This window comes from Actinokineospora enzanensis DSM 44649, assembly GCF_000374445.1.
Lineage (GTDB): Bacteria > Actinomycetota > Actinomycetes > Mycobacteriales > Pseudonocardiaceae > Actinokineospora > Actinokineospora enzanensis.
Genome location: NZ_KB894409.1, coordinates 47,120 through 64,139, shown reverse-complemented (window position 1 = coordinate 64,139; position 17,020 = coordinate 47,120). Strand labels below are relative to the sequence as shown.

The window sequence follows — 17,020 nt, the reverse complement described above, 5'->3', positions numbered from 1 at the left end:
GGAATCACGGGTGCAGCGGCTTGATCGGTGCCGGCCATAGTGGGGTGTGGCTGCGAAACCGGAAGTGGTCAGGCGTCGCGGGGATCCGCGGGGGTTGTCGGATGTGGAGTTGTGGGAGCGGGTGGGGGTGGGGGATCAGGGGGCGTTCGGCGAGTTGTTCCAGCGGCATCTGGGGGCCGTGTGGAATCACGGGTTTCGGCTGACCGGGTCGTGGGAGGTGGCCGAGGATCTGGCGTCCGCGGCGTTTCTCGTGGCGTGGCGGCGGCGCGGGGATGTTGTGTTGGCGGGGGATTCGTTGGTGCCGTGGCTGTTGACGGTGGTCGGCAACCTGGTGCGCGAGGAGCGCCGGGGTGCGTGGCGGCGGTGGCGGTTGGGGCGGCGGGTGGCGTACCAGGTGGCGCCGGTCGGCGATCACGCGGAGGACGTGGTCGAGAGGTTGGCCGCCGGGGCGCGCGGGGTGTTCGAGGCGATTGCCGCGTTGCCTCGGGCGCAGCGGCGGGTGGCCGAGTTGTGTCTGGTGGGTGAGGTCGATACGGCTCAGGCGGCGCGGGTGTTGGGGGTCGGGGAGGCGACCGTGCGGGCGAATCTGTCCCGGGCGCGGGCGCGGTTGCGGTCGATGATCGGAGAGCGGGGATGACCATGGACGAGTTCGTGCTGCCCGCGAAGCGGGACGTGCCCGCGCAGGTGCGGGAACGGGTGTGGGCCCGGGTGACGGCCGGGATCGATGGTGGGGATGAGCGGCACCACGTTGGAGACCGTTCGCCGGGGAGGCAGTTCGCGCGTTGGGGGCGGGTCGTGGTGCCGGTGGCGGTCGCGGTCGGGGTTGTCGCGGTGGCGGTGGGTGGTCTGGGGGCTGGGGGTTCCGGGAAGACGCTCGATGGTGCCGTGGGAATGGGCGGGCTGGCGACCGGGCCGGTGGTGGTGGCCGGGGTGTCCGCGCCGTTGGACAAGGACAGCGTTGCCGAGCAGTTGGAGCGCTGCTGGGACACGGTGCGGCAGAGCGGTTCCGTGGCCAGGTTCCCCGCACGTGATCAGTGGCAGGCATCGTTCCAGGTCAGTTCGCCGCTGGTCACCGTCACGGCGGTCAAGGCCGGGGGCAAGCCGTTCTTCTGCGAGACCACCCGCGCCACCGTCCACGTCACCGCCCCCGACCAGCCACCCGCCACCATCCCCGGCACGGCGACCGGCGCACTGCTGGCCTCGTCCAACGGCCCCCTGGCGGGCGTGCTGGACCCGGCCTGGCCTGCCGTGCGGGTCGCGGTGGACGCACCGAGTAGGGATGGGGAAGAGGGGGACGCGATCGTCAAGGACGGGATGTTCGTGTTTCTCCCGGGCCTCACGGGCAAAGTCCGCGTGCAGGCGCCGGACGGCACGTTCCTCCCCCTGCCGAAACCCGCCGACCCGGCGGTGTCCACGAGAACCCTCCCCGATGCCGATGAAGGCAAGTTGCGGGACTGCATCCGCGCCGCCCGGGACTTTACCGTGATCGTCGATGAGGGGACTTGGTCGCCGGGGGCCGCAGTCGAGGCGGATGGGCAGCGGATCGTGTTCGCGGTCAACGACGCAGGTGTCAGTGTGTGCGTGAACCAGAAGGTACGGGCAGGCTTCGGTAGTTATCTGACCACAGCGCCCGTCACCAAACCCGCCCTCCTCGGGATCATGCCGTCGCTCGCGGGTCGGCCCGTGATGGCCGGAGTCGTCCCGCCGAACGCCGCCAGGACCGAGCTGATCATGCCCGACGGCGAGACCGTCCAAGCCGACACGGCGCGGGGAACCTTCGTCGCGTTGTTGCCGGAGGAGTCGGACGGCAAGGTCCGCTGCAAGGTGTACGACGCGGCCGACAACCTGCTCTACGACGGGCCGTTCGCCTAATATCGGGGTATGACCGTCTACCTGCTGCGGCACGGGACAACCGAATGGTCGGAGAGCGGTCGGCACACCGGGCGCACGGACATCCCCTTGACACCGGAGGGTGAACGCAAGGCGTACCAGGCGGGTGACACGCTCACCCGCCTGGTCGCTGGCACGCCGCGGGTGTGGTCCAGTCCGCGCGTCCGGGCACTTCGGACCGCCGAACTGGCCGGGCTCGTCGTCGACGAGGTCACCGACGATCTCGCCGAGTGGGACTACGGCGCCTACGAGGGTCTGACCACGCCCCAGATCCGCGAGCAGGTGCCCGACTGGACAGTGTGGACGCACCCGTGCCCGGGCGGGGAGTCCGCGCACGAGGTCACCGTGCGGGCCCGTAACCTGATCGACAAGATCGGCGACCTGGACGTCATCCTGGTCGGGCATGGTCACTTCAGCCGGGTGCTCGCCGCCGCCTGGATCGGCCGGACCGCCGACTTCGGCGTCCACTTCGGACTCGACCCAGGTGGCATCGGGGTACTCGGGTGCGAGCGAGACGCTCGGCAGATCGTTCGTCTCAACGTGGTGTGAAGGAGAAACCCTTGCCCGACCCCCGTGTGCGCCGCGCCGAAGAGTCCGATGTGGACGCCATAGTCGCGCTCGTCTACGACCTTGCCGAGTACGAGCGCGCGCGGCACGAGTGCCACATCACGGCCGAGCAGCTGCGGTCCGCCCTGTTCGGACCGAGTCCCGCGCTGTTCGGGCACGTCGCCGAGGTCGACGGCCGGGTGGTCGGCTGCGCGCTGTGGTTCCTCAGCTACTCCACCTGGCGCGGCACGCACGGCATCTACCTCGAAGACCTGTTCGTGCACCCCGACCAGCGCGGCTCCGGGCTCGGCAAGGCGCTGCTGACCGCGCTCGCCGAGGAGTGCGTGCGGCAGGGCTACCAGCGGCTGGAGTGGTCCGTGCTGGACTGGAACGAGCCCGCGATCGGCTTCTACCGCGCGCTCGGCGCGCTGCCGCAGGACGAGTGGACCGTCTACCGGCTCACCGACGACGCGCTCAAAGCCGCTGGTACATGATGTGGATCGGCACCCGGCCGCGGGTCGGGTGCCGGAACGCCGCCGGGATCGTCGCCACGATCTCGAAGCCAAGCGACCGCCACAGCTTCACCGCGCCGGTGTTCGTCGAGATGACCGCGTTGAACTGCATCGCCAGGTAGCCCGCGGCCCGCGCGTGCGCGAGCACCGTCTCGGCCAGCGCCCGGCCGATGCCGCGCCCGGCGTGGTCCGGGTCGACCATGAAACCCGCGTTGGCGATGTGGTCGCCCAGGCCGGGCTGGTTCGGCTTCAGCAGGGCGGTGGCGACGACCTGACCGTCGATCTCCACGACGAACACCTCGCCCGCCATCCAGAGCCGTTCAGCGGTGTCGCGGTCCGTGTCCGGAGACCACATGTAGGTCTCGCCCGCCGACACGACCCGCTGCCACAGCGGCCAGATCCGGGGCCAGTCGGCCGAACCGGCCAGGCGGGTCGAGGTCATTCGGCGTCGTCCTCGTCGCGGCCGTGCGCCCACTCGGTGGTGCGGCCGTTCAGCAACAACACCAACACCGCCAGGCACAGCACGCCCACCGGGATCCCGTATTCGGGCCTGCCCGATGGGCCGATCGCGTACCAGGCAACGCCCAGGAGGAGTAGCTGCAAGGCGATCGACGGGCCGCGCGCCCAGTGCTTGCCGAGCACCAACCCGATCGAGCAGGCGAGCACACCCGCCGTCAGCACCGCGAAGTAGGCGGCCTCGCCGAACACGTTGGTGCCCAGCTCCGACTGTCCGAACAGGCCGCGGACCAGCAGCAACACCATGAACGTCAACGCGGCCAGGCCCTGCAGGCCGACCAGGGCGCCCGCGGTCAGCACGGTGCGGGGGGTGGTGGAGGGGAGTCGCACAGTGACCTTTCCGGGTCGGCGGCTAGCGCACGATGACCGTGCGTGCACACCGCCGATCGTATGCCACCCGGACGGCCGGTCGTGTCCGGCGACCGGGCAGGGCAGTATCGGCGGTATCAGTTCCTCGCGGAGCGATGAGACAGACGGTCGTCTGGGTGCACTCGTCGTACCGCGGCCGGTGCGACGAAGGGAGCCGGACCAGCCCCCCGACCAGGCCTCGGCCTGTGGCCACTGTCACGACCGGCCGGGCACCGATCGCGCGTTCGGTGGTCGGGAGCACCGCTCGGGCCGGCTTACCCTCGGGTGATGCGCGCTGTCCTCGTGGTGAACCCGCAGGCGACCGCCACCACCCCCGCCGGGCGGGACGTGCTGGCGCACGCCCTGGCCAGCCAGGTCAAGCTCGACGTGGTGGAGACCGACTACCGCGGTCACGCCCTGATCGCGGCCGCGGCCGCCGCGGAGGAGGGCGCCGACCTGGTGGTCGCGCACGGCGGCGACGGCACGGTCAACGAGGTGGTCAACGGCCTGCTGGCGGCGGGCCCGTCCGCGGTGACGCCGATGCTGGGCGTGGTGCCGGGTGGTTCGGCCAATGTGTTCGCGCGGGCGCTCGGCCTGCCGCGCAACCCGGTCGAGGCCACGCACGTGCTGCTGCGCGCGATCGAGGAGGGGCGCGGCCGTCGGGTCGGCCTTGGCCGGGTCGACTTCGGAGCGTCCACGAGCGACGACGCGGCGCATCGTTGGTTCACCTTCAACGCGGGCATGGGCTGGGACGCCGATGTGGTCGCGGACGTGGATCGCAGGCGCGGCAAGCGAACCGGGCCGGGCCTGTACGCGCGGTCGGCGTTGGCGCGGTACCTGCGACCGGGCCGTCACCGTCCGGATATGACAGTCCAGCTGCCCGGTGCGGAGCCGATCACCGGGCTGCGCTTGGCGTTCGTGTCCAACACGGACCCGTGGACCTATCTGGGTGCCCGCCCGATCCACCTCAATCCCGACTGCGGCTTCGACACCGGCCTGGGCCTGTTCGGCCTGCGCACGATGCGCTCGACCACGGTGCTCCGTTACATCCGGCAGGCGCTCAGCGAGCAGGGCGTGCGCGGCGGCAAGCACCTCGTGCGGCACGACGACGTGGCGAAGATCCTGGTCACGGCCCCGGAGCCGGTCCGCCTGCAGTGCGACGGCGACCTCATCGGCGAGCGCACCCGGGTCGAGTTCACGGCGGTTCCGGGAGCTCTCACCGTCGCGGTCTAGACCATTCGCCCCCGGTCGGTGGACCTCGCTCGAACCGCCCATGCCGGTTTGCCCATACCGGGTGCCGGGCACCCCGTTCCCGGCGCCCGGTACGGATCTTGTTGTCGATCAAGGGTGATCGACTGGAAGATCGACAGCCGTAGTCGATCTCCACGGACCGCTCACGGGCCCGCCGACCGGGTGAGGACACCGCGCTCGGCGGGGCGACATCGACCCGGGACGGCCGTGATCAAATCGTTGCGCTCCGCACTCGCAGGCCGCTGACCTGTCACTTTCGGGTGAGTTCACTCACCGGGTGGAGAAGAACCCTTGACATCTCCCCAGTTCGTGAAAGCATTCACAAGCACCCCGACGACCGGACTGACGACTAGTGGCGCGCCTACCCGCGCCCGAGCGAGGAGCAAGTAGAAATGGACTGGCGCCACCGCGCGGCCTGCCGTGACGAGGACCCGGAGCTGTTCTTCCCCGTGGGAACGAGTGGTCCGGCGATCCTGCAGGTCTCCGAGGCGAAGGCCGTTTGCCACCGTTGCCCCGTCGCTGCCAACTGCCTGTCATGGGCGCTCGAAAGCGGCCAGGACGCTGGCGTTTGGGGCGGTATGAGTGAGGACGAGCGCCGCGCGCTGAAGCGCCGCAACGCTCGCACCAGGGCCCGTAGCAACGCCTAAAGCCCGCAAGACCCGGACAGCCCCCGCTTGCACAATGTGTGAGCGGGGGCTGTTCTTTCTGTGACGGATGTCGATCCGAATCGATTTCACTCGAAACTCACAGTTAGTCCCGTACCTCGACGGCAAAGGAATTGCCAAGAGGTTCCGGCACGATTGGCGAATTCCGGCAATCAGCGCCGGTGCGAAAGCGGTACCCGTAGGACGGCCTCGGTACCGTTCTGTTCCCGGCGGCGCAGCGACAGCGTGCCGCGCAGTTCCGACTCCACCAGGGTGCGCACGATCTGCAGTCCCAACCCATTGGTCCGTTCGAGTGAGAACCCGGGCGGCAGGCCGCGCCCGTCGTCGGCCACCACCACGTCCAGCCAGCGGGCCGAGCGGGTCGCCGACACCACCACCTCGCCCGAGCTGCCCGGCGGGAAGGCGTGCTCGACCGCGTTCTGGATCAGCTCGGTGAGCACCATGACCAACGGCGTGGCGGTCTCCGCGGCCACCACCCCGAACTGCCCGCTCTTGCGCACCTTCACGTGGCTCTCCGCGACCGCGACATCACCGACCACCGGGATCACCTTGTCCACCAAGGCATCCAGGTCGACCCGTTCGTCCACAGAGGTCGACAGCGTCTCGTGCACCATGGCGATCGCGGCCACCCGGCGCACCGACTCGGCCAGCGCCTCCTTGGCCTCCGGGCTGCTGGTGCGCCGGGATTGCAGGCGCAGCAACGCCGCCACGGTCTGCAGGTTGTTCTTGACCCGGTGGTGGATCTCCCGGATCGTCGCGTCCTTGGACAGCAGCGCCCGGTCCCGGCGGCGCACCTCGGTGACGTCCCGGCACAGCACCAGCGCCCCCGCCGCCTTGCCGCCCGGCCGCAGCGGCAGCGCGCGGAACAGCACCGCCGCCCCGCGTCGCGACTCGGCCTCGGTGCGCATCCCCGGCTGGCCGTCGAGCGCGGCCACGATCCGCTGCGCCACCTCGGTCGCGTCGAACGGGTCCGCGATCAGCGACCGGGTCAGCGGCGCCAGCCGCACCCCCACCAGATCGGACGCGTGCCCCATCCGGTGGTAGGCGGACAGCGCGTTCGGGCTGGCGAACACGACCGCGCCCGCGGTGTCCAACCGGATCAGCCCGTCGCCGACGCGCGGGCTGGTGTGCACGTCCGGGGACGGCTCGGTGGTGGGGAACGTCCCGTCGGCCACCATCTGGCACAGGTCGCCCGCGATCCCCAGGTACGCGATCTCCAGCGCGCTGGGCACCCGCGGCACGGCCAGGTTCGTCTCCCGGGACAGCACCGCCACGATCTCCCCGCCGAAGCTGACCGGGATCGCCTCCCGCCGCACCGGCACTCCGAGGTACCAGCGCGGGTCCTCCTCCCGGCAGATCCGCCGCTCGCCGATCGCCCGGCGCAGCTGCGGGTGCTCGGCGGCGGTGGTGTGGCTGGCCACCACGTCCTCCGGGTGCGCGGTCGGCCCGGTGGTCGGCCGGGCCTGGGCCACGCAGATGTAGCGCCGCTCGGCCCCGGCGGGCAGCGGCGCGCCATCCACCCCGGTGGTCTCCGGCACCCACAGCAGGAAGTCGGCGAAGGACAGGTCGGACAGCAGCTGCCACTCGGCGACCACGGTCTGCAGGTGGTCGACGGCGCCGCCGGACAGGCCGGTGTGCTCGGCGAGCAGGTCAGAGAGCGTGGACACGCGACTCCACTGGGATGCGGTGGTTACTCCGCGCTCACTCTACGACGGCCCCGCGCACTCCGGCGGCCCTGGCGGGGCAGGGCAGCCGGACGTGGCAGAATCGTCCACTCAAGCGCTCACACGTTCACTAGGGAGGCACCGATGTCGAAGCGCGCCCGCAAGCGCCGCGACCGCAAGAAGGGCGGCGCGAACCACGGCAAGCGCCCCAACGCCTGAGCGCAGGCTCCGTGCGTGCGAAGGCCCCGACACCAGGATGGTGCCGGGGCCTTCTCGTGCCGGAGCGGTCGGCGCCGCGAGCGGGCTCAGTCCTCGCGTCGCTCGACCGCGGTCCGGGTGATCTCGACCCTGGCGTTCTCGCCGCGGGCCGTGACCTCGGTCTGGGTGATGTCCAGCTCCCCGCCCGCGTGCTGGATGACGGTCCGCCGGATGGTGGCGCGCAGCCGGTCACGCAGCTCGTCCGGGGCCAGGTCGCCGCCGCACTTGCGGGCCAGCAGCACCTTCAGGTGCTCCTCCAGCCCGTACTGCTCCAGACAGGGACTGCACTCGTCGAGGTGCCGCTGCAGGGTCTCCCGGCGCACCACGTCGCATTCCCGGTCGAGGAACATCCACACCTCGGCCAGTACGTCGGAGCAGTCCGTCTCGTGTCCGTCCTCGCAGGTCACGACTCGCTCACCGCCCGCACGAAACCGCGCTCGCGGGCGACGTCGGCGAGTAGCTCGCGCAGCTGGCGCCTGCCCCGGTGCAGGCGGGACATCACGGTGCCGATCGGCGTGCCCATGATCTCGGCGATCTCCTTGTAGGCGAAACCCTCGACATCGGCGAGGTACACCGCGAGCCGGAACTCCTCCGGCAGCTGCTGCAGCGCGTGCTTGACGTCGTCGTCCGGCAGCAGGTCCATGGCGTCCGCCTCGGCCGAGCGCAGCCCGGTGGAGGTGTGGCTCTCCGCCTTCGCCAGCTGCCAGTCGGTGATCTCGTCGGTCGGCGCCTGCACCGGCTGCCGCTGCCGCTTGCGGTACCCGTTGATGTAGGTGTTGGTCAGGATGCGGTACAGCCAGGCCTTGAGGTTCGTCCCGGCGGAGAACGACGCGAACGCGGCGAACGCCTTCAGGTACGTCTCCTGGACCAGGTCCTCGGCATCGGCCGGGTTGCGCGTCATCCGCAACGCCGCCGAGTACAGCTGGTCGAGCATCGGCATGGCATCGCGCTCGAACCGGGCCGCGCGCGAGGCGGCCGACTCGTTGGGCGCCTCGGTCTCGGTGCGGGGCACCGCACTCCCTTCGGGTGCTGGCGCACCCTGGGTCGGGCGCGCATACGGCGCCACCGAGCTTACGCGGGCACCACGACGAAGGCCCCGCGGCGGAAGTGTCTGCTGGACGAGCACACCCCGGTCAACACGGGAGACCCCGACCGCATTCCCCTACGCTGACCGCGTGGCAGGACAGGGCACACCGGCGACCGCGCTGCTGGTCAAGCGCAAGATCGACCACAAGGTGCACACGTACTCGCACGACCCGCGCGCGGCCTACGGCCTGGAGGCCGCCGAGGCGTTGGGGGTGCCTGCCGCGCGGGTGTTCAAAACACTGTTGGCCGAGGTCGACGGGGTGTTGACGGTCGGAGTGGTGCCGGTGGACGCGCAACTGGACCTGAAGGCGCTGGCGGCGGCGGTGGGCGGGAAACGGGCGAAGATGGCGGAGGTGTCGGTCGCCGAGCGGACTACCGGGTATGTGGCCGGGGGGATCTCGCCGCTGGGGCAGCGGAAGCGGCTGCGGACTGTGATCGACGCCTCGGCGGGGGAGCTGCCGACGATGTTCTGCTCGGGTGGGCGGCGCGGGTTGGAGATCGAACTGGCGGCGGCCGACTTGATCACACTGACCGGGGCGGTGACTGCCGCGATCGCTTCGCGGTAGGTGGGGTGTTGGTCTGGCGAGTTGTCCACAGGTCTGTTGACCTGTCCACAGCTCACGGTCGGGGGATATTGACATCCTTCATGATCGCCTAGGGTTCCTCGTATTGGGCGGGTTGCCCCCGGGTGGGTGGGGGCGTCGTTTGGGGGCCTGGGGGCGGGCGAGCAAGCGGCCAGCGGGGTGTTTGGGCTGGTCAGGGGGTCGCGCGAGGGCCGATTCGGGCGGTTAGCTCGGTGGCGGCGTGGCGGGTTTCCTCGGCCAGGCCAGGCCATTGTTCGCCGCATTCGTCCTCGCACGCGTGGCGGAAGGTCGTGCTGATGGCGGCGACCGGATGTCCCGAGTGATCCACCACCACCGCCGCCACGGACGCGAAGCCGGGCGTCACATACCCGTCCTCCACCGCCCACCCGCGCCGTTTCTCCTCGGTCAACAGCCGGCGGAGCGCAGGTAGGTGAGTCGGACCGCGGCCGGTTCGGTCGACGAACGAGTCTCGGTTCGGGAACAGGGCGCGGACCTGCGCCGCGGGCAGCCGGGCCAGCATTGCGCGGCCGGAGGCGGGTAGGTGGGCGGGTAGGCGGACACCCACGTCCGTCACCACCGTGTGGGCGTGCGCGGGGTGTTCTCGCAGTAGGTACAGCGCCTCGCGGCCGTGCAGCACGCCCAGATGTGCCGTATGTCCGGTTCGTTGGATCAGGCGCGCCAGGATCGGGCGGGCCAGGCGTTCCAGGGGGTCGTGCCGGAGGTAGGCCGAGCCGAGTTCGAACGCGGCGACGCCCAGGGCGTAGCGCCGGTCCTCGGGGAGGTGGGTCACGAAACCGGCCTCGGCCAGTTCGGACAGCAGGTGGTACACCGTCGACCTGGGCAGGGACAGTTCGCGGGCGATCGCGGCGGCGGCGACCGGGCCTGCCTTGCTCGCGAGGAGGCGCAGGACCGACAGGCCGCGGCGGAGCGCGGGGATGTCGCTGCTGTCACCCATATGTCGCAGCGTAGGGACTCAACAAACCGTGGGTGTCATCGCGTTGATGGGGTGACGCGTCGGGTCTCTGGGGGTCTCGACGCTCGGGTCGTCGGCGGGTGGCTCTGGGGGCACCCGCCTGCGACGCGCGGATCGGGTGGACAGGGGTGGCCTTGACGTTCGACGAGTTCCTGTCCGACCGGCTGGACGCGCTGCTGCGCTACGCCACCACGCTGACCTGCGATCCGCACCAGGCGGAGGACATCGTGCAGGAGGTGCTGCTGCGCGCCCAGCAGCGGTGGTCGCGGATCGGCGGGCTCGACCTGCCGGGCGCGTACGTGAAGCGGATGGTGACCAACGAGTTCCTGTCCTGGCGGCGGCGCCGGTCGTCGCGGGACGTGTCGGTGGCGCACGGGGACCTGGTCGAGCTGGCCGCGCCGGGGCCGGACGAGACCGAGTGGGTGGACGACCGGGCGGTGCTGCTGGCCGGGATCGCCCGATTACCGCGCAAGCAACGGGCTGCCGTGGTGCTTCGCTACTACGACGACAGATCCGACGCGGAGATCGCCGACGAGCTGGGATGCGCGGAAGGCACGGTGCGCAGCCACATCTCGCGCGCGGTGGACCGGCTGCGCCTGGAACTGGAAGCGGAACGGAGTCGAGCGGGATGTCGAGGGGAGGCGCGGTGAGCACCGACGAGTTCGAGGACCTCCTCCGGGACGCGCTCCGGCAAGCGGCGGACCGGGCGCCCGGTCAGGCGCGGGTGCGGGCGGCGTTGGCGCGGCCGCGGAAGCGGTGGCGCTGGCCGCCGATCGCCCTGATGGCCGCGATCGCGACGACGGCCGCGGTGGTGGTGGTCGAGTGCCTGCCCAACGGCACGCCCAGCGGCACGGTCGGCCCGGCCGTGCCGGTGGCGACGTCCACCCCGCTGCTGACCGTGCTGCCCCCGGCCCCGGTGCGGACGCCGGTGACCAACTTCGCCCCGACCTGGGGTGATCCCGGCTGGCTGCCGTCCGGGATGGTGGAGACCGAGCGCTACGCGGCCGTCGACGGGTCGCTCACCCGCGTGTGGTCGATGCCCAAGGGGCCCACCCGGGTCACCTTCGCGGTGCGGCAGTCCGACTACCTCGACCGCCCCGACGCGGAGCGGAAGTCCGACCCGCCCGCGTTTCAGGAGGGCGGCCAGTACGACCTCGTGGGCGGTTCCCGGGTCTGGTTCGCCACCGATCTCAACGGGCAGCTGACCCGGATGCGTTGGCGCGGTGCGAGCAACTACCCGGTGTACGAGGTCACCGCGCAGTTCCTGCCCGATACCCGGACCAACATGCTCCGAGTGGCCCGATCGATCCAGTTCCGCGATACCCGGCCTGATGACGTGGAGGTGTTCGCCGCGGTCGGGCTGCCGACGGAACTGTCCCCGACCGGCGAGGTGTCCATCTTCCGGGACACGCACGCCAAGCCCTACCTGACCGTGACGGCCAGCCTCGACGGGGTGGGCTCCGAGCGCGTGTTCGTGGGGTACCAGGTGGACCAGCCCGCGGACCTGGTCCCCGGCTGGCAGCAGATCGGCTACTTCCACTACCGCGTGACGAACGACGGCCCGAACAGCCGGGAGGAGGTCGCGTGGCCGGTGTCCGGGCGCTGGCTGGTACTGCAGCACGCCACATTCGAGACGACCCTCGTCGGCTCGCCCCGGCTGATCGGCATCGCGGGCCGGATGCTCGCGCGGCCGCTGCCTGACCTGCCGTGGTTGAGCGGCTGAGGGGTCGCTGCCACAACCCGTGCCCCCACCGCGTTATCTGTGCGGAAAGGGGGACCGATGCCGGAGAGCTTCGAGGACTTCGTGCGCGCCCGCACGGGGGTGCTGCTGCGTTACGCCACCGCGTTGACCTGTGATCCGTACCAGGCGCAGGACATCGTGCAGGACGTCTTGCTGCGCGCGCAGCAGAGGTGGTCGCGGATCTCGGGGATGGACTCGCCCGAGGGCTACGTCAACCGGATGGTCACCAACGAGTTCCTGTCCTGGAACCGGCGGCGGGCCCGCACCGACGTGCTGGCCTCGCACGAGCGCATGGCCGCGTACAGCCCGCCGGTGGCCGACCCGACCGAGGCGGTGGACGAGCGGGACGCGGTGTTCGCGGGCATCGCCCGGCTGCCGCGCAAGCAGCGGGCCGCCGTCGTGCTGCGCTTTTACGCCTCCCGCTCGTTCGCCGAGATCGCGGACGAGCTGGGCTGCGCCGAGGCGACCGCGCGCAGCCATCTCTCCCGCGCGATGGCCACGCTCCGCGACGACGCCCGCATGGGCCGCACCGCCAAGGAGGCGCTGTGAACGACGACCTGGAACTGCTCGTCCGCGACGCCGTCGCCCGGCACGCCGCGGCCGCGCCCGACCCGGCGCACACGGTGGCCGTCGTGCTGGGCGCGGGCCCGCGCGTGCTCGCCGAGGACGTCCTGGAGATCGCGGACGGTGCCGTGGTGCACGACCTTTCCGCCGTCCAGCCTGCTCGGCGCGGGCCCACCCGCAGGCGGTCGCTGATCGCCGTGGTGGCCGCGGCGCTGGTGCTGGGCGCGTTGGCGAGTGTGATCGTGCTGCGCCGGACGGCCGACCCGGACACCACTCCGGCCGGGCCGCCGCTGTTCGCGCCGCCGCCCGCCGTGGTGGTGCCGATCGCGTTCGGCCCGTCCTGGCTGCCCACGGGCTTCCGCGAGGCCCAGCGGTGGGCCACGGTGACCGGGCAGACCGTCAGCCGGACGTGGTCCGCGACGGGTATGCCGGACACCAAGCCCATGATCAGCCTGACCGTGTTCGGCACCGACGGCGACACAACCTCCTACCGCAACCTCGGCACCCTCCCGGACAACCGGGCGGTCACCATCGCCGGGCAGGCAGGCACCCTGACGGTGGCGCATGACCCGGAGAACACCGTGCAGGCCGTCTGGTCCGCCGGGTCCGCCAGGTTCCAGGTGACCGCGCAGCAGCTGACCAGCGATGTCGACCGGACCGTCGAGCAGGTCGTGCGGTTCGCCGACTCGGTGGCGCCGGTCCAGGGCGAGACCCTCGCGGTGGCCGCCGAGCTCGATCCGGGCAGCGGGTTCCGGCCAAGGACGCACGGGGTGCGGGCGGCCGTGGCAGGCGCCGACTACTTCGTCACCGGCGACACCGACGGCTACGGGTTCGTGCAGGTGACCTTGTCCGGCAAGGGGCCGAACCAGGAGGACCGGGCGCGGGGCCGCGAGGAGTCCGTGCTCGGCAGGCAGGCGATCTACATCCCGGTGCAGCCCGGCGGCCGGGACGACAACCTGTGGCTGTGGAGCGAACAGGGCTGGCTCGACGTGGCGCTCTCGACCGACGGCGACAGCGGCACCCAGGAGGAGCGGCTGGCTCGGATCACCCGGGTGCTCGCGTCGGTCCGGATCGGCGCGACCCCGGTGCCCTGGGCGACCGGCCCCTGAGTCCGGGACACCACCGGTCGGGGGCGGCCTGGGTCCGGGTGGCCTGCGTCCAGGGTGCCCGAGTCTGGGATACCAGACACTCTCCGCCGATCCCGGGTCGTGCCCGGCCCTGGATCGGGTTGAGATGGGGGCATGGAACCAGTACCCCTCGACGGCGGCCCGCTGACCAGGGCCGGGGTGGTCGCGGTCGCCCGCGGCGGCGCCCCGGTCGTGGTCACCGCCGAGGCCCTGCGCGGCGTGGCGGCGACCCGGGCGCACATCGACAAGCTGGCCGAGGCGGTCGAGCCGACCTACGGCGTGTCCACCGGGTTCGGCGCGCTGGCCGTGCGGCACATCCCACCGGACCGGCGCACGGCGTTGCAGCGCTCGCTGATCCGCTCGCACGCGGCCGGGTCGGGGCGCGAGGTGGAGCCGGAGGTGGTGCGCGCGCTGATGCTGCTGCGGCTGCGCACCCTGGCCACCGGGCACACCGGCGTCCGTCAGTCCACTGTGGAGGCGATGGCCGGGATGCTGAACGCGGGCATCCTGCCGGTGGTGCACGAGTACGGTTCGCTGGGCTGTTCCGGCGACCTGGCCCCGCTCTCCGCCGTCGCGCTTGCCCTGATGGGCGAGGGCGAGGTGCACGTCGACGGGGTGCGCGGGCCCGCGGCCGATGCGTTGGCCGCGGCCGGGATCGAGCCGGTGGTGCTGGCCGAGAAGGAAGGTCTCGCGCTGATCAACGGGACCGACGGCATGCTCGGCATGCTCGTGCTGGCCCTGCGCGACCTGCGGCACCTGCTCGACGTCGCGGACCTGACCGCCGCGATGAGCGTCGAGGCGCTGCTGGGCACCGACCGCGTGTTCGCCGCCGACCTCCAGGCGCTGCGCCCGCACCCCGGACAGGCCGAGTCGGCCGCGCGGATCGCCGGGTTCCTGGCGGACTCCCCGATCGTCGCCAGCCACCGCGGCCCGGACTGCACCCGGGTGCAGGACGCGTACTCGCTGCGGTGCGCGCCCCAGGTGCACGGCGCCGCGCGGGACACGCTCACGCACGCGGAGACCGTCGCCGACCGGGAGCTCGCCGCCGCCGTGGACAACCCGGTCGTGCTGGCCGACGGCCGGGTCGAGTCCAACGGCAACTTCCACGGCGCGCCCATCGCCTACGTGCTGGACTTCCTGGCGATCCCGGTCGCCGACGTGGCGAGCATGGCCGAGCGGCGCACCGACCGGATGCTGGACGTGGCCCGCTCGCACGGGCTGCCGCCGTTCCTCGCGCACGACCCGGGCGTGGACTCCGGGCACATGATCGCCCAGTACACCCAGGCCGCCGTGGTGGCCGAGCTGAAGCGGCTGGCCGTGCCCGCCTCGGTGGACTCCATTCCCAGCTCGGCCATGCAGGAGGATCATGTCTCGCTGGGCTGGTCGGCCGCGCGCAAGCTGCGCACCGCGGTCGACGGGCTTACCACCGTGCTGGCGGTCGAGCTGCTGACCGCCGCCCGCGCGCTGGACCTGCGAGCACCGCTGGAACCCGGACCGGCGACGGGGGCCGCGGTGGCCGCGCTGCGCGCGCACGTGCCCGGTCCAGGACCGGACCGGCACCTCGCGCCGGAGATCGCCGCCGCCGAAGAACTCATCCGTTCCGGCGCCCTGCTGGGTGCCGTCAAGGGAGGCAACTCGTGAGCAACCCCCGACTGGTGCGGGCCGCCCGCGGCACCACGCTGACCGCGCGGAACTGGCAGACCGAGGCCGCGCTGCGGATGTTCCACAACAACCTGGACGCCGAGGTCGCCGAGCGGCCGGACGATCTGGTGGTCTACGGCGGCACCGGCAAGGCCGCCCGCAACTGGGCCAGCTTCGACGCGATCACCCGCGAGCTGACCACGCTGGGCGAGGATGAGACCTTGCTGGTGCAGTCCGGCAAGCCCGTCGGGGTCCTGCGCACGCACGAGTGGGCGCCCCGGGTGCTGATCGCCAACTCCAACCTGGTCGGGGACTGGGCCACCTGGCCGGAGTTTCGGCGGCTGGAGGCGGCCGGGCTGACCATGTACGGGCAGATGACCGCCGGGTCGTGGATCTACATCGGCACCCAGGGCATCCTCCAGGGCACCTACGAGACGTTCGCGGCGGTGGCGGCCAAGCGGTTCGGTGGCTCGCTGCGCGGCACGCTCACGCTGACCGCGGGGCTGGGCGGCATGGGCGGCGCGCAACCGCTTGCGGTGACGATGAACGACGGCGTGGCGCTGTGCGTGGAGGTCGACCCGGTGCGCGCGCGCCGCCGCGTGGAGACCCGCTACCTGGACGAGCTCGCGGACGACCTGGACGACGCGGTGGCGCGGGTGGAGGCGGCGAAGCGGGAGCGGCGGCCGCTGTCGGTGGGCGTGATCGGGAACGCCGCCGAGGTGCTGCCGGAGCTGCTGCGCCGGGGCGTCGAGGTGGACGTGGTCACCGACCAGACCTCCGCGCACGACCCGCTGGCGTACCTGCCGCGCGGCGTGGACCTGGGCGACTGGGGCGACTACGCGGCCAAGAAGCCGGACGAGTTCACCGACCGCTCGCGGGACTCGATGGCCGAGCACGTGGACGCCATGGTCGGCTTCCTGGACGCGGGCGCCGAGGTGTTCGACTACGGCAACTCGATCCGGGGCGAGGCGAAGCTGGGCGGCTGCGAGCGGGCGTTCGACTTCCCGGGGTTCGTGCCCGCGTACATCCGGCCGTTGTTCTGCGAGGGCAAGGGACCGTTCCGGTGGGCGGCCCTGTCCGGCGACCCGGCGGACATCGCGGCGACGGACCGGGCGATCCTGGATCTGTTCCCGGAGAACGACTCCCTCGCTCGGTGGATCAAGATGGCCGGGGAACGGGTCGCGTTCCAAGGGCTTCCGGCGCGGATCTGCTGGCTGGGGTACGGGGAGCGGCACCTGGCGGGGTTGCGGTTCAACGAGATGGTGGCCTCGGGCGAGCTGTCGGCCCCGGTCGTGATCGGCCGTGACCACCTGGACTGCGGCTCGGTCGCCTCGCCTTATCGGGAGACCGAGTCGATGGCCGACGGGTCCGACGCGATCGCGGACTGGCCGTTGCTGAACGCCTTGGTGAACACGGCTTCCGGCGCGAGCTGGGTGTCCATTCACCACGGTGGCGGTGTCGGGATCGGACGGTCGATCCACGCCGGGCAGGTCACCGTCGCGGACGGGACCCCGCTGGCGGCGCAGAAGATCGAGCGGGTGCTGACCAACGACCCGGGGATGGGCGTGCTGCGGCACGTGGACGCGGGGTACGAGCGCGCGGACGAGGTCGCGGCGGAGCGCGGGGTCACGATCCCGATGACCCGCTCGTGACC

Annotated in this window: 20 protein-coding genes; 14 read left to right on the top strand and 6 right to left on the bottom strand. The window is 71.8% G+C overall.

The annotated features are described in order from the left end of the window. Positions 1–103 precede the first annotated feature (103 nt). From C503_RS0111220 to C503_RS0111205, 4 genes are read left to right on the top strand one after another with little or no spacing between them, the layout of a single operon-like run. On the top strand, positions 104–637 hold the full coding sequence (locus tag C503_RS0111220; RefSeq protein WP_018682300.1) for an RNA polymerase sigma factor: 534 nt from the start codon (positions 104–106) through the stop codon (positions 635–637). Then, a complete protein-coding gene (locus C503_RS0111215) occupies positions 634–1,872 on the top strand; it encodes a hypothetical protein (protein ID WP_018682299.1) in 1,239 nt (412 codons plus the stop codon). The genes C503_RS0111220 and C503_RS0111215 overlap by 4 nt, the downstream gene beginning before the upstream one ends. Positions 1,873–1,881: 9 nt before the next feature. Next, entirely contained in the window at positions 1,882–2,439 is a 558-nt protein-coding gene (locus tag C503_RS0111210) for a histidine phosphatase family protein (RefSeq protein ID WP_018682298.1), read from the top strand. 11 nt (positions 2,440–2,450) lie between these two features. Continuing rightward, positions 2,451–2,930: a GNAT family N-acetyltransferase gene (locus C503_RS0111205; RefSeq protein ID WP_026316168.1), complete on the top strand. Its 480-nt coding sequence runs from the start codon at positions 2,451–2,453 to the stop codon at positions 2,928–2,930. Here C503_RS0111205 and C503_RS0111200 read toward each other — a convergent pair. Both C503_RS0111200 and C503_RS0111195 read right to left on the bottom strand, forming a co-directional pair. Then, the gene (locus tag C503_RS0111200) at positions 2,911–3,390 is read right to left on the bottom strand and encodes a GNAT family N-acetyltransferase (RefSeq protein WP_018682296.1); all 480 of its coding nucleotides are present in this window, start codon (positions 3,388–3,390) and stop codon (positions 2,911–2,913) included. The genes C503_RS0111205 and C503_RS0111200 overlap by 20 nt on opposite strands. Continuing rightward, positions 3,387–3,794, bottom strand: coding sequence for a hypothetical protein (locus C503_RS0111195; RefSeq protein WP_018682295.1), 408 nt, complete (start codon positions 3,792–3,794; stop codon positions 3,387–3,389). Before C503_RS0111195 ends, C503_RS0111200 begins: the two co-directional genes overlap by 4 nt. 306 nt (positions 3,795–4,100) lie before the next feature. On the opposite strand from C503_RS0111195, the gene C503_RS0111190 reads away from it, so the two are divergent. Both C503_RS0111190 and C503_RS0111185 read left to right on the top strand, forming a co-directional pair. After that, positions 4,101–5,045, top strand: coding sequence for a diacylglycerol/lipid kinase family protein (locus C503_RS0111190; protein ID WP_018682294.1), 945 nt, complete (start codon positions 4,101–4,103; stop codon positions 5,043–5,045). 410 nt (positions 5,046–5,455) lie between these two features. Continuing rightward, complete coding sequence (locus tag C503_RS0111185) at positions 5,456–5,710, top strand: WhiB family transcriptional regulator (RefSeq protein WP_018682293.1); 255 nt, start codon at positions 5,456–5,458, stop codon at positions 5,708–5,710. Positions 5,711–5,880: 170 nt separating this feature from the next. Here the strand turns inward: C503_RS0111185 and C503_RS0111180 are convergent, their stop codons facing one another. After that, positions 5,881–7,395 carry a sensor histidine kinase gene (locus C503_RS0111180; protein WP_018682292.1) on the bottom strand — a complete coding sequence of 505 codons (1,515 nt, stop codon included), beginning with the start codon at positions 7,393–7,395 and terminating at the stop codon, positions 5,881–5,883. Positions 7,396–7,536: 141 nt separating this feature from the next. On the opposite strand from C503_RS0111180, the gene C503_RS48845 reads away from it, so the two are divergent. Then, positions 7,537–7,611, top strand: a complete 75-nt coding sequence (locus tag C503_RS48845; RefSeq protein ID WP_096498094.1) for a 50S ribosomal protein bL37 — start codon at positions 7,537–7,539, stop codon at positions 7,609–7,611. A gap of 86 nt (positions 7,612–7,697) precedes the next feature. Here C503_RS48845 and rsrA read toward each other — a convergent pair whose 3' ends face one another. Continuing rightward, positions 7,698–8,057 carry a mycothiol system anti-sigma-R factor gene (rsrA, locus tag C503_RS0111175; protein ID WP_018682291.1) on the bottom strand — a complete coding sequence of 120 codons (360 nt, stop codon included), beginning with the start codon at positions 8,055–8,057 and terminating at the stop codon, positions 7,698–7,700. Beyond that, complete coding sequence (locus C503_RS0111170; protein ID WP_018682290.1) at positions 8,054–8,662, bottom strand: sigma-70 family RNA polymerase sigma factor; 609 nt, start codon at positions 8,660–8,662, stop codon at positions 8,054–8,056. Before C503_RS0111170 ends, rsrA begins: the two co-directional genes overlap by 4 nt. A gap of 163 nt (positions 8,663–8,825) precedes the next feature. On the opposite strand from C503_RS0111170, the gene ybaK reads away from it, so the two are divergent. Then, positions 8,826–9,302, top strand: coding sequence for a Cys-tRNA(Pro) deacylase (ybaK, locus tag C503_RS0111165; protein WP_018682289.1), 477 nt, complete (start codon positions 8,826–8,828; stop codon positions 9,300–9,302). A gap of 190 nt (positions 9,303–9,492) precedes the next feature. Here the strand turns inward: ybaK and C503_RS0111160 are convergent, their stop codons facing one another. Further along, a complete protein-coding gene (locus C503_RS0111160) occupies positions 9,493–10,275 on the bottom strand; it encodes an IclR family transcriptional regulator (RefSeq protein ID WP_018682288.1) in 783 nt (260 codons plus the stop codon). A 146-nt stretch (positions 10,276–10,421) separates the two neighbouring features. Here C503_RS0111160 and C503_RS0111155 point away from each other — a divergent pair, with 146 nt between their 5' ends. From C503_RS0111155 to hutU, 6 genes are all read left to right on the top strand, one after another. Next, positions 10,422–10,943: a SigE family RNA polymerase sigma factor gene (locus C503_RS0111155; RefSeq protein WP_018682287.1), complete on the top strand. Its 522-nt coding sequence runs from the start codon at positions 10,422–10,424 to the stop codon at positions 10,941–10,943. After that, positions 10,940–12,016 carry a hypothetical protein gene (locus C503_RS0111150; RefSeq protein ID WP_018682286.1) on the top strand — a complete coding sequence of 359 codons (1,077 nt, stop codon included), beginning with the start codon at positions 10,940–10,942 and terminating at the stop codon, positions 12,014–12,016. The genes C503_RS0111155 and C503_RS0111150 overlap by 4 nt, the downstream gene beginning before the upstream one ends. 57 nt (positions 12,017–12,073) lie before the next feature. Then, positions 12,074–12,583, top strand: a complete 510-nt coding sequence (locus C503_RS0111145; RefSeq protein ID WP_018682285.1) for a SigE family RNA polymerase sigma factor — start codon at positions 12,074–12,076, stop codon at positions 12,581–12,583. Beyond that, entirely contained in the window at positions 12,580–13,707 is a 1,128-nt protein-coding gene (locus C503_RS0111140; RefSeq protein WP_018682284.1) for a hypothetical protein, read from the top strand. Before C503_RS0111145 ends, C503_RS0111140 begins: the two co-directional genes overlap by 4 nt. Positions 13,708–13,839: 132 nt before the next feature. Beyond that, entirely contained in the window at positions 13,840–15,366 is a 1,527-nt protein-coding gene (hutH, locus tag C503_RS0111135; protein ID WP_018682283.1) for a histidine ammonia-lyase, read from the top strand. After that, on the top strand, positions 15,363–17,018 hold the full coding sequence (hutU, locus tag C503_RS0111130) for a urocanate hydratase (RefSeq protein ID WP_018682282.1): 1,656 nt from the start codon (positions 15,363–15,365) through the stop codon (positions 17,016–17,018). The genes hutH and hutU overlap by 4 nt, the downstream gene beginning before the upstream one ends. Positions 17,019–17,020 lie beyond the last annotated feature (2 nt).

Coding starts and splice junctions, on each gene's coding strand:
- C503_RS0111215 (WP_018682299.1), top strand. CDS start 634: ATGACCATGGACGAGTTCGTGCTGCCCGCGAAGCGGGACGTGCCCGCG.
- C503_RS0111210 (WP_018682298.1), top strand. CDS start 1,882: ATGACCGTCTACCTGCTGCGGCACGGGACAACCGAATGGTCGGAGAGC.
- C503_RS0111200 (WP_018682296.1), bottom strand. CDS start 3,390: ATGACCTCGACCCGCCTGGCCGGTTCGGCCGACTGGCCCCGGATCTGG.
- C503_RS0111190 (WP_018682294.1), top strand. CDS start 4,101: ATGCGCGCTGTCCTCGTGGTGAACCCGCAGGCGACCGCCACCACCCCC.
- C503_RS0111185 (WP_018682293.1), top strand. CDS start 5,456: ATGGACTGGCGCCACCGCGCGGCCTGCCGTGACGAGGACCCGGAGCTG.
- C503_RS0111160 (WP_018682288.1), bottom strand. CDS start 10,275: ATGGGTGACAGCAGCGACATCCCCGCGCTCCGCCGCGGCCTGTCGGTC.
- C503_RS0111145 (WP_018682285.1), top strand. CDS start 12,074: ATGCCGGAGAGCTTCGAGGACTTCGTGCGCGCCCGCACGGGGGTGCTG.
- hutH (WP_018682283.1), top strand. CDS start 13,840: ATGGAACCAGTACCCCTCGACGGCGGCCCGCTGACCAGGGCCGGGGTG.